We start from the raw sequence: 15,010 nt of genomic DNA on the forward strand, positions 1-15,010 counted from the left end.
GCATCGGGCGGCTACTGCGTCAGAAGCGGTAGCGGCCCTGCACGTAGAAGGTGCGCGGCGCGGCCACCATGCGGCCGGCATTGCCATCGACGTTGCGGGTGTACCAGCGCTTGTCGGCCAGGTTGTTCACGCCCAGCGCGATCTCGCTGTCGCCCAGCCCGGGCACCTGCCAGGCCACCTGCGCGTTCCACAGGCGTACGCCCGGCACGCGGCCCACGCGTGCGTCGGCGGTCTCATCCCAGGTGTTGGCCGCATCGGAGAACTGGCCGCTCTGGTGGGTGCTGGAGACATTGAAGGTCCAGCCGGCCAGCGCGTAGCGGGCGCCGACGCTGTCGGTGTCGCGCGAGTAGAACGGCACGTCCAGGCCACGGTTGTCGCCGGACTGCTGGATCGCCTTGGTCCAGGTGTAGTTTGCGTACAGCTCCAGCCCGGCCAGCGCGCTGTCTTCGCTGAAGTGGTACTCCAGCGCGCTCTCCACACCCTTGTGGTCGGTGGCGCCGATGTTCTGGAAGGTCGGCGGGGTGATCCCCGGTACCTGCAGGATCTGGTTGTCGAAGCGCATCTTGAACACGGTCACTTCCGCGCGCAGTGCGCCGTCCTGCCAGCGTGCACCCAGTTCGGTGGTCCTGGCGATTTCCGGATTCAGCGGGTTGCTGGCGGTCTGCGAATTCAACTGGATGTTCTGCACCGGCCCGAACGAGGTGGTGTAGTTGCCGAACACGGTCAGCCGCGGGGTCAGCAGGTAGGCGATGTTGAGCGAGGGCAGCGCCTTGTCGTTGCGGCTGCTGAAGGTCGCCGCGCCACCCGCCTGGCGGCGGTCCATGTCGATCCATTCCATGCGCACGCCCGGGGTGATCCGCCACTGGCCGATCGCGATGCGGTCGTCGATGAAGAACGCATGGGCGTCGGTGGCGTTGTCGAAGCGGGTGGTGGCGCTGGCCACGCCGGTGCGGCGGGTGACGGTGTAGCTGCGGTCGTTGCCGCGCTCGCGCAGGAAGCGGTAGCCGGCGGTGATGTCGTGCACGCTGGCGCCCCAGTGCAGGCGTTGGGTATAGCGCGGCTCGATGCCGAGCACACGGTAATCGCGCGGCTGCACGGTCAGCTGGGTATTGGCGGCGTTGATCAGCGAGCTGGCGCGGGTGCTTTCGTTGTAATAGGCCAGCACCTCGAACTCGCTGTTGGCCGACAGTGTGTTGGTGTAGCCCAGGTCGATGCCGGTGCGGTGGCCCTTCCAGAAATCGGTGGGGCGGGTGTTCTGGAACGGGTCGGCCTCGTACTGCGCGCGGGTCAGGCCACCCGGGGTCAGCGAGCGCACATCGTAGTAGGACAGCTTGGCACGCAGTTCCTGCTGCGCGTCGATGGCGTAGGCGAACTTCAGCGCCAGGTCGTTGAAGCGGTCATCGCTGCCCTGGCGCCAGCCGCGGCCGTCCTGGCCGGAGTACAGCAGGGCCGCGCCCAGGCCGTTGTCGCCGGTACCGCCGAGGAAGGCGTTGTACTGGGTGCTGTCTCCGCCGCCATGGTCGTAGGCGGTGTAGCGCACGCCGGCCTCACCGTGCAGGCCGGCACCGGTGGGAATGGCGCGGGTACTGAAGTTGATGATGCCGCCCACGTTCTGCGGCCCGTAGCGCACCGCGCCGCCGCCACGCACCACATCGATCGATTCGATGTTGGACAGGCTGGTCGGTGCGAACGACAGCTGCGGCTGGCCATACGGCGCCACCGCCAGCGGTACGCCGTCCAGCAGCACGGTCGAGCGCGGCGAGTAGCGCCCGGTCAGGCCGCGCACGCCGATGTTCAGCGACACCGAACTGCCTGCGGTGCCGGAGTTGTCTGTGACCTGCACGCCGGGGATGCGGCGCATGGCATCGCCGATGCTGGCCGTCCCGCTGGCCTCGATGCGCTGACGGTCCACCACGGTGCGCGCGCCAGCGAAGTTCTTCACGCTGTCGTGGAGGCCGGTGCCCAGCCAACTGCCGGAAACCTGGATGCTGTCCAGCGTGGTGGCGCCATCCTGGGCGAAGGCGCCGGCGGCCGGAAGCAGGCACAGGGCGAGGGCGGCGGCCAGGGGCAGGCGTGCCGGTCGGAGGGCGTTGATGGGCATCGGTGCAGGTCGTGGAAGGTCGTAAATGAGAATTATTGCTGATTCCATTCGCCAATGGAATGCGTCTGCGGTTCCTGCCGGCGGGCCGGTGGTAAAGTGCGTGATTGCTTCCTGACTCGCTGAGATCCGCCATGTCCCAAGCCGCCTTCTACCCCGTTGGAACCCCTGGCCAGCCGTGGGGAGCGCCGGAACGGGAGGCGTGGCGTGGCCGCCAGCAGCGCCTGCGTCGCTACGACGAGGAGGTGCTGCCGCGCGTCGAGGCGCTGGCCTCGCGCTTCGACAAGGTGGCCTATGGCCAGCTCGATTACGCCGGCGAGACCTACACCCTGTTCGCCCTGCGCAGCCGCGACTGGAACCCGGCGCTGCCGGCTGCGCTGGTCACCGGTGGCGTGCACGGCTACGAGACCAGCGGCGTGATGGGCGCGCTGGAGTTCCTCGAAAAGCACGCCGCCGACTATGCCGGCAAGGCCAACCTGCTGGTGGCGCCGTGCGTGAATCCGTGGGGCTTCGAGCGCATCAACCGCTGGAACTTCGATGCGATCGACCCGAACCGCAACTTCCGCGCCGATGGCCCGGCCCGCGAATCGACCGCCGTCATCGAACTGATCGCGCCGTACAAGGGCCAGTTCGTGCTGCACATCGACCTGCACGAAACCACGGACAGCGACGAGAGCGAGTTCCGCCCGGCGCTGGCCGCGCGTGACGGCAAGCCGTTCGAGCCGGGCCTGATTCCCGATGGGTTCTACCTGGTGGACGACAGCGAGAACCCACAACCGGCCTTCCAGCAGGCGGTCATCGCCGCGGTGGAGAAGGTCACCCACATCGCCCCGGCCGACGACAAGGGCGAGATCATCGGTTCGCCGGTGGTGGCGCATGGCGTGATCGAGTACCCGCTGGAGAAGCTGGGCCTGTGCGCCGGCATTACCGGCGCGAAGTACACCACCACCACCGAGGTCTACCCGGACAGCCCGCGCGCGACCCCGCAGCAGTGCAACGACGCACAGGTGGTGGCGGTGTGCTCGGCGCTGGATTACGCGCTCGCCCATCGCTGACAGATAGAAAAGGGACGGAGGGGATTAAGTCGTTTGTGACCCAGTACTGCCGGGTCACAAACGACTTAATCCCCTCCGTCCCCTTTTTCAGCCCAGCGCGTCGGCCCACCACAGTGCGGCGGGGCCTGGCGGCGTGTCGCGGCGCCACAGCAGATCGCTGTGGATGCGCCGCGGCCAGCCGGGCAGCACCAGTTCCAGCAGCCGGCCACGGTCGTAGCGCTGCACCAGTGCCCGTGGCAGTTCGGCCCAGCCGATGCCGTCCTCGGCCATCTCCATCACCATCAGGTAGTCGGTCGCCGTCCAGGCCAGGCCGGTGACCACGCGGGATTGATCGACTTCTGCGCTCAGGCGCACCTGCCGGTGCCGCGCCAACTGCGCGGCGGCGCGACGGCCGGCGCTGGCCAGCGGATGCTCGCGCGCCACGTACACCGACAGTTCGCTGTGATGCGCCAGCGGACGTGCCACCAGCCCATCCGGATAGTGTTCCTGCCGTGGCAGCAGACCGAGCGCGGCGCGACCGTTGCTCACCAGTTCCAGCACGTCCTCGCCCTCGGCATCCAGCCATTCCAGTTCGATCTCCGGGAACGCTTCGGCGAAGCGCTGCAGGATCCGTTGTTCCGGGTCCAGTTGGTAGACGTCGGAGAACGCCACGGTCAGGCGCGGCTCGACCGGCGCGGCCAGCCGCACGCTCAGCTGCTCCAGGCGGGCATCGGCGGCAAGGATCTCCTGCGCGTGGCCCAGCACCTGGCGGCCGGCCTCGGTCAGCTGTGGGTAGCGCCCGCTGCGGTCGAACAGGCTCACGCCCAGGTCGGCTTCCAGGTGGGCAATGGCGGTGCTGACCGTCGACTGGGTCTTGCGCAGGCGGCGCGCCGCCGCCGAGAACGATCCCAGCGCCGCGGCTTCCACGAAGGCCTGCAGGGATTCAGGGGAGTAGGGCATTGATCCATCGCTCCTTTCGATGGAATCCATTTTGATCCCACCGTAAAAGACGATGATACTGGCCGCCGTCGCCCCTGTCTGCGGGGCGTTCCGGACCCTCCACGCACGGCGTGGATCCATTGATGAGGTGGCGCGGTCCCCGCCCTGCAAGGAGTTTCACATGTCCCGTACTGTTTCCGCCCGTGGCGCGCTGGTCGCCTGGGCCTGCCTGACCGTGGCGATCGTCGCCGAGGTGGTTGGCACCTCGTTCATGGCCCATGCCGCCCGCGATGGCGGCTGGACCGGCTACGTGATCATGGCCGGCGCGCTGGCGCTGTCCTACTTCTTCCTGGCGCAGTCAGTGCGCCGTATCGCCGTTGGCGTGGCCTATGCAGTCTGGGAAGGCCTCGGCCTGACCCTGCTGACCGTGGTCGGCCTCACTGTCTTTGGTGAAAGCCTGTCGCTGCAGCAGCTGGCCGGCCTGGTGCTGGCGGTGGTCGGCATCGTCTGCGTCACCCTCGGGGAGGCGCACTGATGAATACCCTCGCTCTGTTTTTCGTGATCTGTTCTGCGCTGATCGACGTCGCCGCCAACATGATGGTGGCCAAGTCGGAAGGCTTCCGCCGCTGGCGCTGGGGCGTCGGCGCGATCGTCATGGTCTGGATCGCCTTCGCCCTGCTGGGACAGGCCGTGCGTTACATGGACCTGGCCACCGCCTATGCGATGTGGGGTGCGATCGGCGTGATCGGTACCGCCACCTGCGGCCGGCTGTTGTTCGGCAACCGCCTGCGCCCGATTGGTTGGGTCGGCATCGCGCTGGTCACTTTCGCGGTGCTGCTGCTGAGTACTGCGAAGTGATGCATCGTTGCGCCAACCAAGGTTGGCGCCTACCAGAACCACGGTTGGCATCTGCCAGCGCGTGAGCTGCCGCAGGCAAGCGCCCCGGGGATGATCTCCCCGGGGCGTTGCTGTTTCTGCAGCACTCAGAAGCGTGCGGTGAAGTTCAGCCGCGTGGTGCGACCCGGGCCCGGCATCAGGCTCATCGCCAGCGTGTCCATGTAGTAGGTGTTGCGCAGGTTGCTGACCACCAGCTCCACTTCGCTGCGCGGGGTGAACTGCCAGCGTGCGTAGAAGTCATAGATCGCGGTCGGCAGGTAGATGTTCTGCAGGCCGGTCGAACCGGTGGTGTTCCAGGGCTTGTCCAGTTCGTGGGTGGGGCCGCTGTTGTAGGTGCGGCGGATGCCGGTATCCAGCCGCTTGTCGAACAGGCGGAAGCCGAGCGTGCTGTGGATCGAGTACTTCGGCGGGTTCTGTGCGTTGACGAACGAGGTGCCGAAGCCGCCGTCCACGCAGTCCGGCGTGGTGTCCAGCTTGCTCCACTTCGCATACGGGTCTTCGCGCAGGCGCTTGGCGGTGGCCGCATCGCAGGTGCGTGCGCGCTGGTAGTAGCTGGCCGACAGGTCAAGGTAGGCGATGCCAGCGTCATAACCGGACTGCAGCTCGTAGCCGGACACCGTGTAATTGTCGACGTTGTCGACGTAGAACGCCCAGTTGCTGGAATCGAAGCGGCGGGTGATCGCGTTGTCGATATCGTTCTTGAACCAGGCCACCTTGAACGCCAGGCGGTCACCGTCGCGCCACAGGTCCTGCTTGAGCAGGCTGAAGCCGATGTCCCAGGAACGGTTCTTCTCCGGCTTCAGGTCAGCCACCGGCGCCGAGGTGCTGTTGCCCAGCGTCGACTCGAACAGGCTGGGCATCTTCCAGCCCTGCGCGTACTTCACGTAGAAGAACATGTCCGCGTCGAGGTTGAAGCGTGCTTCGGCATAGGGCGCGAAGCCGTGGCCGGAGCGCCGGATCGCCGGCTTGTAGCCCCAGGCGGTGGGAATCTGCTTGGTGTAGAAGCCATTGGCACCACGCGGGTCAGGGATGAACCCGTCGAAGTCATAGGCCTGGCCCAGCGTGCTGTCGCCATAGGGCGTGGCGCGCAGCGAGTCGTAGGTGTAGTTGCCCTGTGCATCCGGGTACCACTCCTTGTACCAGCCCGGCAGCAGCTGGCCGCCCTTGCTCAGCCGCGCGAAGGTGTAGCGCAGGTCACGCGATTCGCTGACGAAGGCCACGCGGTTGCGGTCGCGGGTGCGGTAATCGGTGAAACGGCCGCCGGCAGTCAGCGACAGCCAGTCCCACGGCTGCCACTGCAGCGACGCCACCACGCTGGCCTCGCGGCGCGTGCCCGAGCGCAGGTAACGGTTGTTGTTGTAGTCCACCGGCAGCACCGGCGAGTTCGGTGCGGTGTCCTCGTGCTGGAAGGAGGCGCCATAACGGAGCGTCCAGTTACCCAGGCCGTTGCTGAAGCGCGTGGTACTGCTGCTGTCCACGCCCCAGCGCTGGGTCTTCACGTCCGACTGCAGGCCGGGGCCGTAGGTCTCGCCCAGCGTGTCGGGCATCTGGTCGGAGGCCATTTCCCTGAACAGCGGCGTGTTGGCGATGTTGCTGTTGAACATGCGACTGGTGGCGGTGGTGAACCACAGGGTGCTGCTCAGATCCAGCCACGGATGCGCCTCGGGCCGGTAGCGGTGGCGCAGCGAGGTGGCGTTGACCCGCATTTTTCCCGGCTCGAACTGGAACATGGTGTTGGCCTTGTCCACGTAGGTCACCCATTCGTTGGACTCGCCCACGCGACCGATCGCCGACGGCATGATCTCGCCGAAGCTCGAATTGAAGTAGCGGTGGCTCAGCTCCAGGCGTTGGTCGGGGTTGGGTGTCCAGGTGAATTTCAGCAACGCCGATTCGTTGTCGGTGTGCGTGTTGAGCACTTCATCACCCGGGTGGTACATGTCCGAGACCGCCTGGCTGGACATGCCCGTGCCGCCGCTGGACAGGTGCTGGTCGTCGTAGCGATGTGCACCGTTGCTGCCGGCGAAGTAGTTGCCCTGGCGGCGCCGCGCATAGGCCGCGACCAGCTGCCAGTCTTCGCCGCGCTGGGCGAAGGCCACGCTGCCATTCCAGTCGCGCGGGTCACGCAGGCTGTTGCGGTTTTCGCTGCCGCGCGCCACCTGCTTGAACACGCGCGTGCGGTCGATGCTGTTGTCGGCCACGCCGCCGCGCACGCGCAGGCCCCAGGCCTGGCCGTCGTCGAGGATGTCATCGACATTCAGCGTTTCCATGTAGACCACGCCACCGATCGCGCTGGCCGCGTTGGCGGCCAGGCTCGGACCCTTCTCGATGCTGACCGCGCTGATCAGGTCCGGGTCCAGATAGCTGCGCTGCTGCACGCCGGCATAGCCGCGGTACACGTCGATGGCCTGCTGGCCACCGTCGATGATCACGGGCACCCGGTTCTGGCCCTGCAGGCCGCGGATGTTGACGTCGAGTGCGCCGCCATTGCGCACGTCTGCGGTATGCACGCCGACCGCACCGGCCAGCACATCGCCGATCGACTGGCCGCGGAAGCGTTCCAGCTGCTGGCGGTCCAGGTGCACGCGGGAGCCGCTGTCACGGTAGACCGCATCGGCATCGGCCAGCCCCCACGGCGAAGCACCTTCGCTGGCCTGGCCGGCCACGCGCAGCGTGCCGATCTGGCGCACGCCGGCTTCAGCGTCGGGTGCCGCCTGCAGCGCCACGCCATTGGCATCACGCTGGAAGGCCAGGCCGGTACCGGCCAGCAGCTGCGCCAATGCGGCGTCCGTGCCGAGCGTGGCCTGCACGCCGTTGCTGTGGCGGCCGCGGGTGAGGCGCGCGTCGGCGGCGATGGACAGGCCCGACTGCTGGCCGAATGCGGTCAGGGCCAGGTCGAGCGGGCTGGCTGGAATCTGCCAGCCAACGGCGGCAGCGGTGTCCTGTGCATGGACCGTGGTAGGCAGCAGGCAGGGGGTCGCCAGGGCGATGCACAAGGCGATGACCAGGGGACGAGGGGAGGGGCAGGGCAGTTTCATGGGGGCGGCAACATCCGCAATGGGTTCCCTTGTAGTGCCCGGTGAGCGCGCAGAAAGGGAACCGCGATGTCAAAGCGGACGCACGACGGTCCACCACGGCCAGCGCTGCTCGATGCGGATCGGCAGGGCGCGGGCCAGCAGTTGCAGAGCCTGCAGGCTGTCCAGGCGCGGCAGTACGGCGGTGACATTCAATGCGGCAAGTGCCGGATCACAGCCCAGATAGCCCTGGTGGTGGCGGGCCAGTTCGTCGATGACGCGGATCAAGGGTGTGTGCTGCACCTGCAGCCGGCCGTCCTGCCAGTCGCCACGCAGTGGATCCGCATCGACCGTCGACAGTCCACCCATCGGGCCGATTCGTGCCGCCCCGCCTGTGGGTACGTCCAGTGCCGCGCCGAACAGCGGCAGGCAGCGCACCACGCCGTCGAACACATCCAGGCGACTGCCCTGCGCCTCGCGGCCGACCGCGAAACGGGTGCCGATCGGCTGCAGGCGTGCGCCCGGCACATGCACGCTCAAGGGCAGGCCGGCGAAGGCAGGGTGATGGCCGGTCTGCAGCAGCAGTTCGCCACGCAGCAGGTGCAGGGCGCGGCGGCCGTTTCCGATGTCGATCGTGACTTCGCTGTCCGCGTTGAGCCACAGCTGGCTGCCATCCATCAGCGTCCAGTGCCCGGTATGCCCGGCAGCGGTGCGCTGTGTCTGCAGGCCGCGTTGTTCGCGCAGCCCGTGCAGGCCGAGCAGGGAGACCGCACCGATGCCGAGGGCGCCACCGAGACTGCGAAGCGCGCGACGGCGGCGACGGCCGGCAGCATCGAGCGCCGTGGCTGCCGCCGGTGCAGACAGGGGAGCGAATGATTGCCAGACCGTCTCGACCCGGCGCCACGCGTCGGCGTGACCAGCATCGGCATGCAGCCATGCGTGCCATCGCTGCTGGTCGCTGTCACTCCAGCCCTGCTGGCGCAGCGCGAACCACTCTGCCGCCTGCTCCAGCGCCGGGCTGGCCAGTGCGGCATTCATGCCGTGGCATCGCCGGACAGGCGCAGGCAATGCAGCATCGCCTGCGCCATGTACTTCTTGACCATGCGCTCGGACACGCCCAGTTGTTGGCCGATCTCCGCATAGCCCAGGCCAGACAGTCGTGCCAGCAGGAACGCACGGCGTGGGCGTTCGGCCAGGCCGGACAGCATGTCGGCGATGGCGTGCAGCAGCTGCAGTGCCTGCGTGCGTTCTTCCGCCGATGGATGCACTGGCTCCGGTTGCGCAGCCAGTGCGGCCAGGTAGGCACGCTCCAGGTCCGCGCGCTGCCAGTGGTTGACCAGCAGGGCGTGCGCGATGGTGCTGAGGTAAGCGCGCGGCAGGCGCAGTTCGGACGGATCGACGCGACGGCTGAGCAGGCGCAGGAAGGTGTCCTGGGTCAGGTCGGCAGCGCAGTCGGCGTTGTGGGTGCGGCGGCGCAGCCAACCCAGCAGCCAGCCATGGTGTTCGCGGTAGAACCCCGCCAGCGCAGTGCTGGAGGCGGCGGGCACGGCCATCGGCATCGATCATTAATGAGAATGATTCCCATCATATAGTGATCGAGCGGCGCACGACAAACCCTGCGAACGCAGCAGCAGGCCGGAGGCGTGCATTTGCGATGCCCGCCGGGCTCGCCGACACTGCGGTTTTCCACAAGGAGTGCCCGCATGTTCAGCCACATCACCGTTGGAACGAACGACATGGACGCCGCGCATCGCTTCTACGATGCCCTGTTCACCGCTCTGGGCGCCCGTGCGGGTGTCTTCGATGACAAGGGCCGGCTGGTGTACTTCAAGGATGGCCGCATGTTCATCGTCACTGCACCGATCGATGGGCAGCCGGCGTGCCATGCCAACGGCGGCACCATCGGTTTCACCCTCGACAGCGCCGAGGCCGTGCGTGGCTGGCAGGATGCGGGCGTGGCCCATGGCGGCACCGCCATCGAAGACCCGGCCGGCATCCGCAGCATGGCCGGGCGCCAGCTGTTCCTGGCCTATCTGCGCGACCCGGATGGCAACAAGCTGTGCGCGGTGCATGTGATGTCGTGATTGGACACTATGCGCGTGGCCGCGGTGCACGCGGTCCGCGCGCGGCTGCGCTCGCAGGCACGCTCCGGCGCGCGCGTGATAACACGGATTGGTGGGCCGGGCCTGTGACCACGGGCCGCAACTTCATGCTCTGTCCACTGCGGTTCAGCCAGAATCGGTCGGCTAACCCTTTGATCTACCGGAGAACGCCGCCCCATGGAAGCATTGGAGCCGCAACAATCCCCGGTGCGCACCCTTCGACCTGTGTTCGCCTTCGCGGCGATCGTTGTCGTGGCGTTCGCGCTGTTCGTCAGCCTGTTCCCGCTCGGTGCGGGCCGCCTTCTGGTCAAGGCGCAGGACTGGGCCGCACTCAACGTCGGCTGGTACTACCTGCTGGCGATGACCCTGTACCTGGTGTTCGTGGTCGGCGTGGCGCTGTCCAAGTACGGTGGCATCAAGCTCGGTGCCGACCATGACGAGCCGGAGTTCAGCTATCTCTCCTGGGCCGGCATGCTGTTCGCCGCAGGCATCAGCATCACCCTGTTCTTTTTCTGCGTCTCCGAGCCCCTGACCCATTACCTGCAGCCGCCGCAGGGCGACCCGGCTGCGGGTGAGGCTGGGGCGCGCCAGGCCATGCAGCTGCTGTTCCTGCACTGGGGCCTGCATGGCTGGGGCGTGTTCGCGCTCGCTGCGATGGCGATGGCCTACTTCGCCTACCGCCACAACCTGCCGCTGGCGCTGCGTTCGGCGCTGTACCCGCTGATCGGCAAGCGCATCAACGGCCCGATCGGCTACACCGTGGACGCGCTGGGCATTGTCGCCACCGTGTTCGGCATCGGCGCCGACATGGGCTTCGGCGTGCTGCACCTCAACGCCGGCCTGTCGCACCTGTTCAACATCCCGCACTCCAACCTGGTGCAGATCATCCTGGTGGTCAGCATGATGGGCGCGGCGGTGGCCGTGGCCGTTTCCGGGGTGGAGAAGGGCGTGCGCTGGATGGCCAACATCAACATGCTGCTGGCGATCGCGCTGGTGCTGTTCATGCTGTGCGCCGGTCCCACCCAGTACCTGCTCAGCACGCTGATGCAGAACCTGGGCGACTACCTCGGCAGCGTGGTGGGCAAGAGTTTCGATGTGTACGCCTATGGCGGCCGACCGGAATGGCTGGGCGGCTGGACGGTGTTCTACTGGGCCTGGTGGATCGGCTGGGCGCCGTTCGTCGGCTTGTTCATCGCGCGCATCTCGCGTGGCCGCACCATCCGCGAGTTCGTGTTCGGCGTGCTGCTGATCCCGCTCGGCTTCACCCTGGCGTGGCTGTCGATCTTCGGCAACAGCGCGCTGGACCAGGTGCTGCACCACGGCCAGCAGCAGCTGGCACAGCTGGCGGTGGATGATCCACCGACCGTGTTGTATGCACTGCTCGATGGCTACCCCTGGAGCCGCACGGTGATTGCGGTGACGGTGCTGGTCAGTTTCATCTTCTTCGTGACGTCGGCGGATTCGGGGGCGGTGGTGTTGTCCACGCTGTCCTCGCATGGCGGCGCGCCTGAGGATGACGGCCCGCGCTGGCTGCGCGTGTTCTGGGGCACGGTGATCGCCGTGCTGACCGCCGGGCTGCTGCTGGCCGGCAGCATCGATGCGCTGAAATCGGCGGTGGTGCTGGCGTCGCTGCCGTTCTCGGCGGTGCTGTTGCTGATGATGTGGGGCCTGACCCGCGCCTTCAGTGACGAATCGCACCGCAAGCGCGCGCTGCAGTACCGGCCCTCGCCGCTGATCGGTGACGACCGCCACCACCAGGGCTGGCGCCAGCGCCTGAGCCAGGCCATGCACTTCCCGGTGCGCGACCAAGTCTACCGCTTCATGGACGACACGGTGAAGCCGGCGATGGAAGCGGTGGCCGAACAGCTGCGCGGGCAGGGCTGGGACGTGGCGACGCGCTTCGAGGCCGGCGACATGGAGCTGACGGTGAACCACGGCGAGCAGCAGGACTTCCTGTACCGGGTGATCCTGAGTGGCTACCTGACCCCGTCGTTCGCCGCGCAGCAGCTGCGCAACCAGCGCTACTACCGCGCTGAAGTGCACCTGTTCGAAGGCAGCCAGGACTACGACCTGGTCGGCTACAGCCGCAAGCAGATCATCAACGACATCATCAGCCAGTACGAACGGCACCTGCAGTTCCTGCACCTGAGCCGTTGATGCGGTGGGTGCGGACCGTTGGTCCGCACACCCCTTTGCCCCATCAGAACCGGTAGCGCGCCCCCAGCGAGACGAACTGCCCGCGCAGGTTGTACTGGCTGATGTCGAAGCCGTTGGAGCCACCGGCCGGGTCGAACGGCGGGTCCTTGTCGGTCAGGTTCAGCACCGACAGCGACAACGTGGTGTTGGCGATACCTTCGTAGGCCACGTACAGGTCCAGCTGGTGATACGGCTTGATGCGGTCGCGCAGGCCCGGGTTGCTGGTCGCTGTCGCCACGCGCTGGTCGTAGCCGCTCACGTACTGCAGGCTCAGCGTGCTGCTCCAGTCGCCCACCGCCCAGTTCAGCGATGTGGTGCCGCGGGTGCGCGGCAGTGCGCCGTGGCGGTTGTTGCCGGCCCCTTCGTACGGTGCCTGGCCGGCCACCAGTGGCTGCTTGAAGCTCAGCAGGTGGGTCCAGCTGCCGGCCACGGTGAAGCTGCCCCAGCCCTCGGTGCGGAAGGTGTGGCTGGCGTCCAGGTCCAGCCCCGAGGTGGTCAACTCGCCCTGGTTGGCGTACTGGTTGGTGATGAACGTGATGCGCCCCTGTGCATCGCGCTGCACGCGCCCCGGGAACAGCGTCGGGTTGTCGACGATGAACTGCGCGCTGTCCGGCTTGACCAGGTTGTCCTGCTCGATGCGGTACCAGTCCAGGCCGATGCTGGTGTCGCCATCCGGCGACCACACCGCGCCCACGTTGAAGTTGCGCGAGCGCTCGGCCTTCAGGTCCGGGTTGCCGGTGCGGATGTTGGTCACGCCACGGCTGCCACCGGGCTGCAGCGGATCCAGCGGATCGATCACCGAGCCGTAGCTGACGGTCTGGCCCGGTGCGATCTCCGGCAGCGACGGCGCGCGGAACCCACGCGAGAACGAGCCGCGCAGCAGCAGGCTGTCCAGCGGCTGCCAGCGCAGCGCCACCTTCGGCGAGAACGCCTTGCCGAAGTCATCGTAGCGGTCGCCGCGACCGGCGAGCTGCAGTTCCAGCGTGCGGTGCAACGGCACGCTCAGTTCGGCGTAGGCGGCACTGACCTGGCGCTCGCCGTTGACCACATTGATCGCCGGCCGCAGTTCGGTGCCCGACAGTACCTGCGCACTGGTACGTGCATCAAGCGATTCCTTGCGGAACTCGGCACCCCAGGCGAAGCCGACCGCGCCTGCCGGCAGTTCCCACAGCGAGGTCGATGCTTTGACGTTCAATGAGTGCAGCTTGTACCAGCCCGGTCGCGTGGTCTGCAGGCGCAGGGCATCCAGCGCCTCCGGCGTGCTGGACGGGTTGAGGAAGTTGTAGCTGCCATCGCGCAGGATCTGCTCGAACGCGTAGCGGTTGACGAAGTTGTCCACGTATTCGCGCTGCGCGCTCTGCGAGGTCAGCGCCGCCACTTCCCAGTCCCAGCGCTCGCCGCTGCCGCGCACGCCGGCCAGGGCGCGGTAGAACACCTGGGTGTTGTCCTTCAGGCGCGGGCCGAGGTCGAAGAAGGTGTACTCGAAAGGCAGCGGCGTGCTGCCCGGGTTGTTCGGGTGGCCGACCGGCAGCACCGCCGGCACGTCGATCAGGGTGCCGGTGGCCGGGTTGTAGGCACGCAGGCCGGGGCCGACGGTCAGTGGCGCGCTGAAGATCTGGTCGGCCTTGTTGTGGCTGTACAGCACATCGGCGAAGGCCTCGACGCTGTCATTGACGCGATAGGTCGCACTCAGCGACGCCTGCAGGCGCTCGGCGCCGGGCTGCAGGGTCTTGAACGGTTGCGCGTTGAAGGCGCAGGCCTGGCCGGGCAGGGTGCTGCCGAAATCGCTGTAGGGGCGCAGCTGGCTGCCATCGGGGCAGGGGCTGAAGGGTTGCGGCGCACGGGGGTTGCTCAGCCAGTTGCCACCGGCGGTGGACCAGCCGGCCAGGCGGCCACCGGGCTTGTCGCGGAAGTCGCCGCTGCGGGTATAGGTGCGGTCGTCGCCATCGAGGCGGTCGCGCTTGAGCAGGTCCAGCCCGAACAGCACGTTCCAGCCCTGCTGTTCGAGGTCGCCGAAGCCGGCCAGCAGGTTGGCCTTGCGTTCGTCCAGGCCGCCTTGGGTGGCGGTACCGAAGCCGCCGCCGACTTCCACGCCCTGGAAGTTCTTTCGCAGGATGATGTTGATGACGCCGGCGATGGCGTCGGAGCCGTACACCGCCGAGGCACCGTCCTTCAGTACTTCGATGCGTTCGACCGCGCTGATCGGCAGTGCGTTGAGGTCGACGAAGGTGTCCTGGGTATTGAGTGCGAAGCCGAAGTTGGAGACTCGATAGCCGTTGACCAGCACCAGCGTGTTCTTCGGCGACAGGCCGCGCAGGCCGATCGACGCCGAGCCCGCGGCGAAGCTGCCGGTGTACTGCTCGTCGAAACTGTTGCCGGCATTGGCCGACAGGTTGCGCAGCACGTCGGTGAGGGTGGAGCGGCCGGTCTGTTCGATCTGTTCGCGGCTGACGATCTGCACCGGGTTCGGCCCGGCGGTATCGCTGCGCTTGATGTTGGAGCCGGTCACCAGCACGGTGCCGAGGGTGGTGCTGTCCTTGCCAGAGTCGGCGGTTTCAGCGGCGCCGGCAGCGCCGGCGGTGAGGCCCAGCGCGATCGCGCCGGCAAGCAGGTTCAGGGTGGTGCGGTACATGGAAGCGACAACGCCGAACGGGGGAGGAGCCGTCAGTACCGCACGCAGCCGCGTGCGCCTTCCAATGACGAAAGCGCATTCAGTTATACATCACAGGTTCT

At 67.4% G+C, this 15,010-nt stretch carries 11 protein-coding genes; 5 read left to right on the forward strand and 6 right to left on the reverse strand.

The features are described 5' to 3' along the window. Positions 1–19 precede the first annotated feature (19 nt). Positions 20–2,101 (reverse strand): TonB-dependent receptor family protein, encoded by a 2,082-nt coding sequence (locus ACX9OT_RS02780; RefSeq protein WP_459000784.1) that lies wholly within the window; start codon positions 2,099–2,101, stop codon positions 20–22. 131 nt (positions 2,102–2,232) lie between these two features. Between ACX9OT_RS02780 and ACX9OT_RS02785 the strand changes: the two genes are divergently transcribed. Further along, positions 2,233–3,153, forward strand: coding sequence for a M14 family metallopeptidase (locus ACX9OT_RS02785; RefSeq protein ID WP_459000786.1), 921 nt, complete (start codon positions 2,233–2,235; stop codon positions 3,151–3,153). 87 nt (positions 3,154–3,240) lie between these two features. Here ACX9OT_RS02785 and ACX9OT_RS02790 read toward each other — a convergent pair whose 3' ends face one another. After that, the gene (locus tag ACX9OT_RS02790; RefSeq protein ID WP_459000788.1) at positions 3,241–4,092 is read right to left on the reverse strand and encodes a LysR family transcriptional regulator; all 852 of its coding nucleotides are present in this window, start codon (positions 4,090–4,092) and stop codon (positions 3,241–3,243) included. A 160-nt stretch (positions 4,093–4,252) separates the two neighbouring features. Here ACX9OT_RS02790 and ACX9OT_RS02795 point away from each other — a divergent pair, with 160 nt between their 5' ends. Together ACX9OT_RS02795 and ACX9OT_RS02800 are read left to right on the forward strand one after the other, a co-directional pair. Next, entirely contained in the window at positions 4,253–4,606 is a 354-nt protein-coding gene (locus ACX9OT_RS02795; protein WP_459000790.1) for an SMR family transporter, read from the forward strand. After that, positions 4,606–4,929, forward strand: coding sequence for a DMT family transporter (locus ACX9OT_RS02800; RefSeq protein ID WP_350259341.1), 324 nt, complete (start codon positions 4,606–4,608; stop codon positions 4,927–4,929). The genes ACX9OT_RS02795 and ACX9OT_RS02800 overlap by 1 nt, the downstream gene beginning before the upstream one ends. A 125-nt stretch (positions 4,930–5,054) precedes the next feature. On the opposite strand, the gene ACX9OT_RS02805 is transcribed toward ACX9OT_RS02800, so the two are convergent. From ACX9OT_RS02805 to ACX9OT_RS02815, 3 genes are all read right to left on the reverse strand, one after another. Then, entirely contained in the window at positions 5,055–8,003 is a 2,949-nt protein-coding gene (locus ACX9OT_RS02805; RefSeq protein ID WP_459000792.1) for a TonB-dependent receptor, read from the reverse strand. Positions 8,004–8,072: 69 nt separating this feature from the next. Continuing rightward, positions 8,073–9,017, reverse strand: coding sequence for a FecR family protein (locus ACX9OT_RS02810; protein ID WP_459000794.1), 945 nt, complete (start codon positions 9,015–9,017; stop codon positions 8,073–8,075). Next, on the reverse strand, positions 9,014–9,532 hold the full coding sequence (locus tag ACX9OT_RS02815; protein ID WP_101765637.1) for a sigma-70 family RNA polymerase sigma factor: 519 nt from the start codon (positions 9,530–9,532) through the stop codon (positions 9,014–9,016). The genes ACX9OT_RS02810 and ACX9OT_RS02815 overlap by 4 nt, the downstream gene beginning before the upstream one ends. Before the next feature lie 150 nt (positions 9,533–9,682). Here ACX9OT_RS02815 and ACX9OT_RS02820 point away from each other — a divergent pair, with 150 nt between their 5' ends. Both ACX9OT_RS02820 and betT read left to right on the forward strand, forming a co-directional pair. After that, entirely contained in the window at positions 9,683–10,063 is a 381-nt protein-coding gene (locus ACX9OT_RS02820) for a VOC family protein (RefSeq protein WP_459000796.1), read from the forward strand. A gap of 195 nt (positions 10,064–10,258) precedes the next feature. After that, positions 10,259–12,238: a choline BCCT transporter BetT gene (betT, locus tag ACX9OT_RS02825; protein WP_459000799.1), complete on the forward strand. Its 1,980-nt coding sequence runs from the start codon at positions 10,259–10,261 to the stop codon at positions 12,236–12,238. 43 nt (positions 12,239–12,281) lie between these two features. Here betT and ACX9OT_RS02830 read toward each other — a convergent pair whose 3' ends face one another. Then, the gene (locus tag ACX9OT_RS02830) at positions 12,282–14,909 is read right to left on the reverse strand and encodes a TonB-dependent receptor (protein ID WP_459000801.1); all 2,628 of its coding nucleotides are present in this window, start codon (positions 14,907–14,909) and stop codon (positions 12,282–12,284) included. Positions 14,910–15,010: the final 101 nt, after the last annotated feature.

The organism is Stenotrophomonas genospecies 3, assembly GCF_054473855.1.

Coding starts and splice junctions, on each gene's coding strand:
- ACX9OT_RS02780 (WP_459000784.1), bottom strand. CDS start 2,101: ATGCCCATCAACGCCCTCCGACCGGCACGCCTGCCCCTGGCCGCCGCC.
- ACX9OT_RS02785 (WP_459000786.1), top strand. CDS start 2,233: ATGTCCCAAGCCGCCTTCTACCCCGTTGGAACCCCTGGCCAGCCGTGG.
- ACX9OT_RS02790 (WP_459000788.1), bottom strand. CDS start 4,092: ATGCCCTACTCCCCTGAATCCCTGCAGGCCTTCGTGGAAGCCGCGGCG.
- ACX9OT_RS02795 (WP_459000790.1), top strand. CDS start 4,253: ATGTCCCGTACTGTTTCCGCCCGTGGCGCGCTGGTCGCCTGGGCCTGC.
- ACX9OT_RS02800 (WP_350259341.1), top strand. CDS start 4,606: ATGAATACCCTCGCTCTGTTTTTCGTGATCTGTTCTGCGCTGATCGAC.
- ACX9OT_RS02805 (WP_459000792.1), bottom strand. CDS start 8,003: ATGAAACTGCCCTGCCCCTCCCCTCGTCCCCTGGTCATCGCCTTGTGC.
- ACX9OT_RS02810 (WP_459000794.1), bottom strand. CDS start 9,017: ATGAATGCCGCACTGGCCAGCCCGGCGCTGGAGCAGGCGGCAGAGTGG.
- ACX9OT_RS02815 (WP_101765637.1), bottom strand. CDS start 9,532: ATGGCCGTGCCCGCCGCCTCCAGCACTGCGCTGGCGGGGTTCTACCGC.
- ACX9OT_RS02820 (WP_459000796.1), top strand. CDS start 9,683: ATGTTCAGCCACATCACCGTTGGAACGAACGACATGGACGCCGCGCAT.
- betT (WP_459000799.1), top strand. CDS start 10,259: ATGGAAGCATTGGAGCCGCAACAATCCCCGGTGCGCACCCTTCGACCT.
- ACX9OT_RS02830 (WP_459000801.1), bottom strand. CDS start 14,909: ATGTACCGCACCACCCTGAACCTGCTTGCCGGCGCGATCGCGCTGGGC.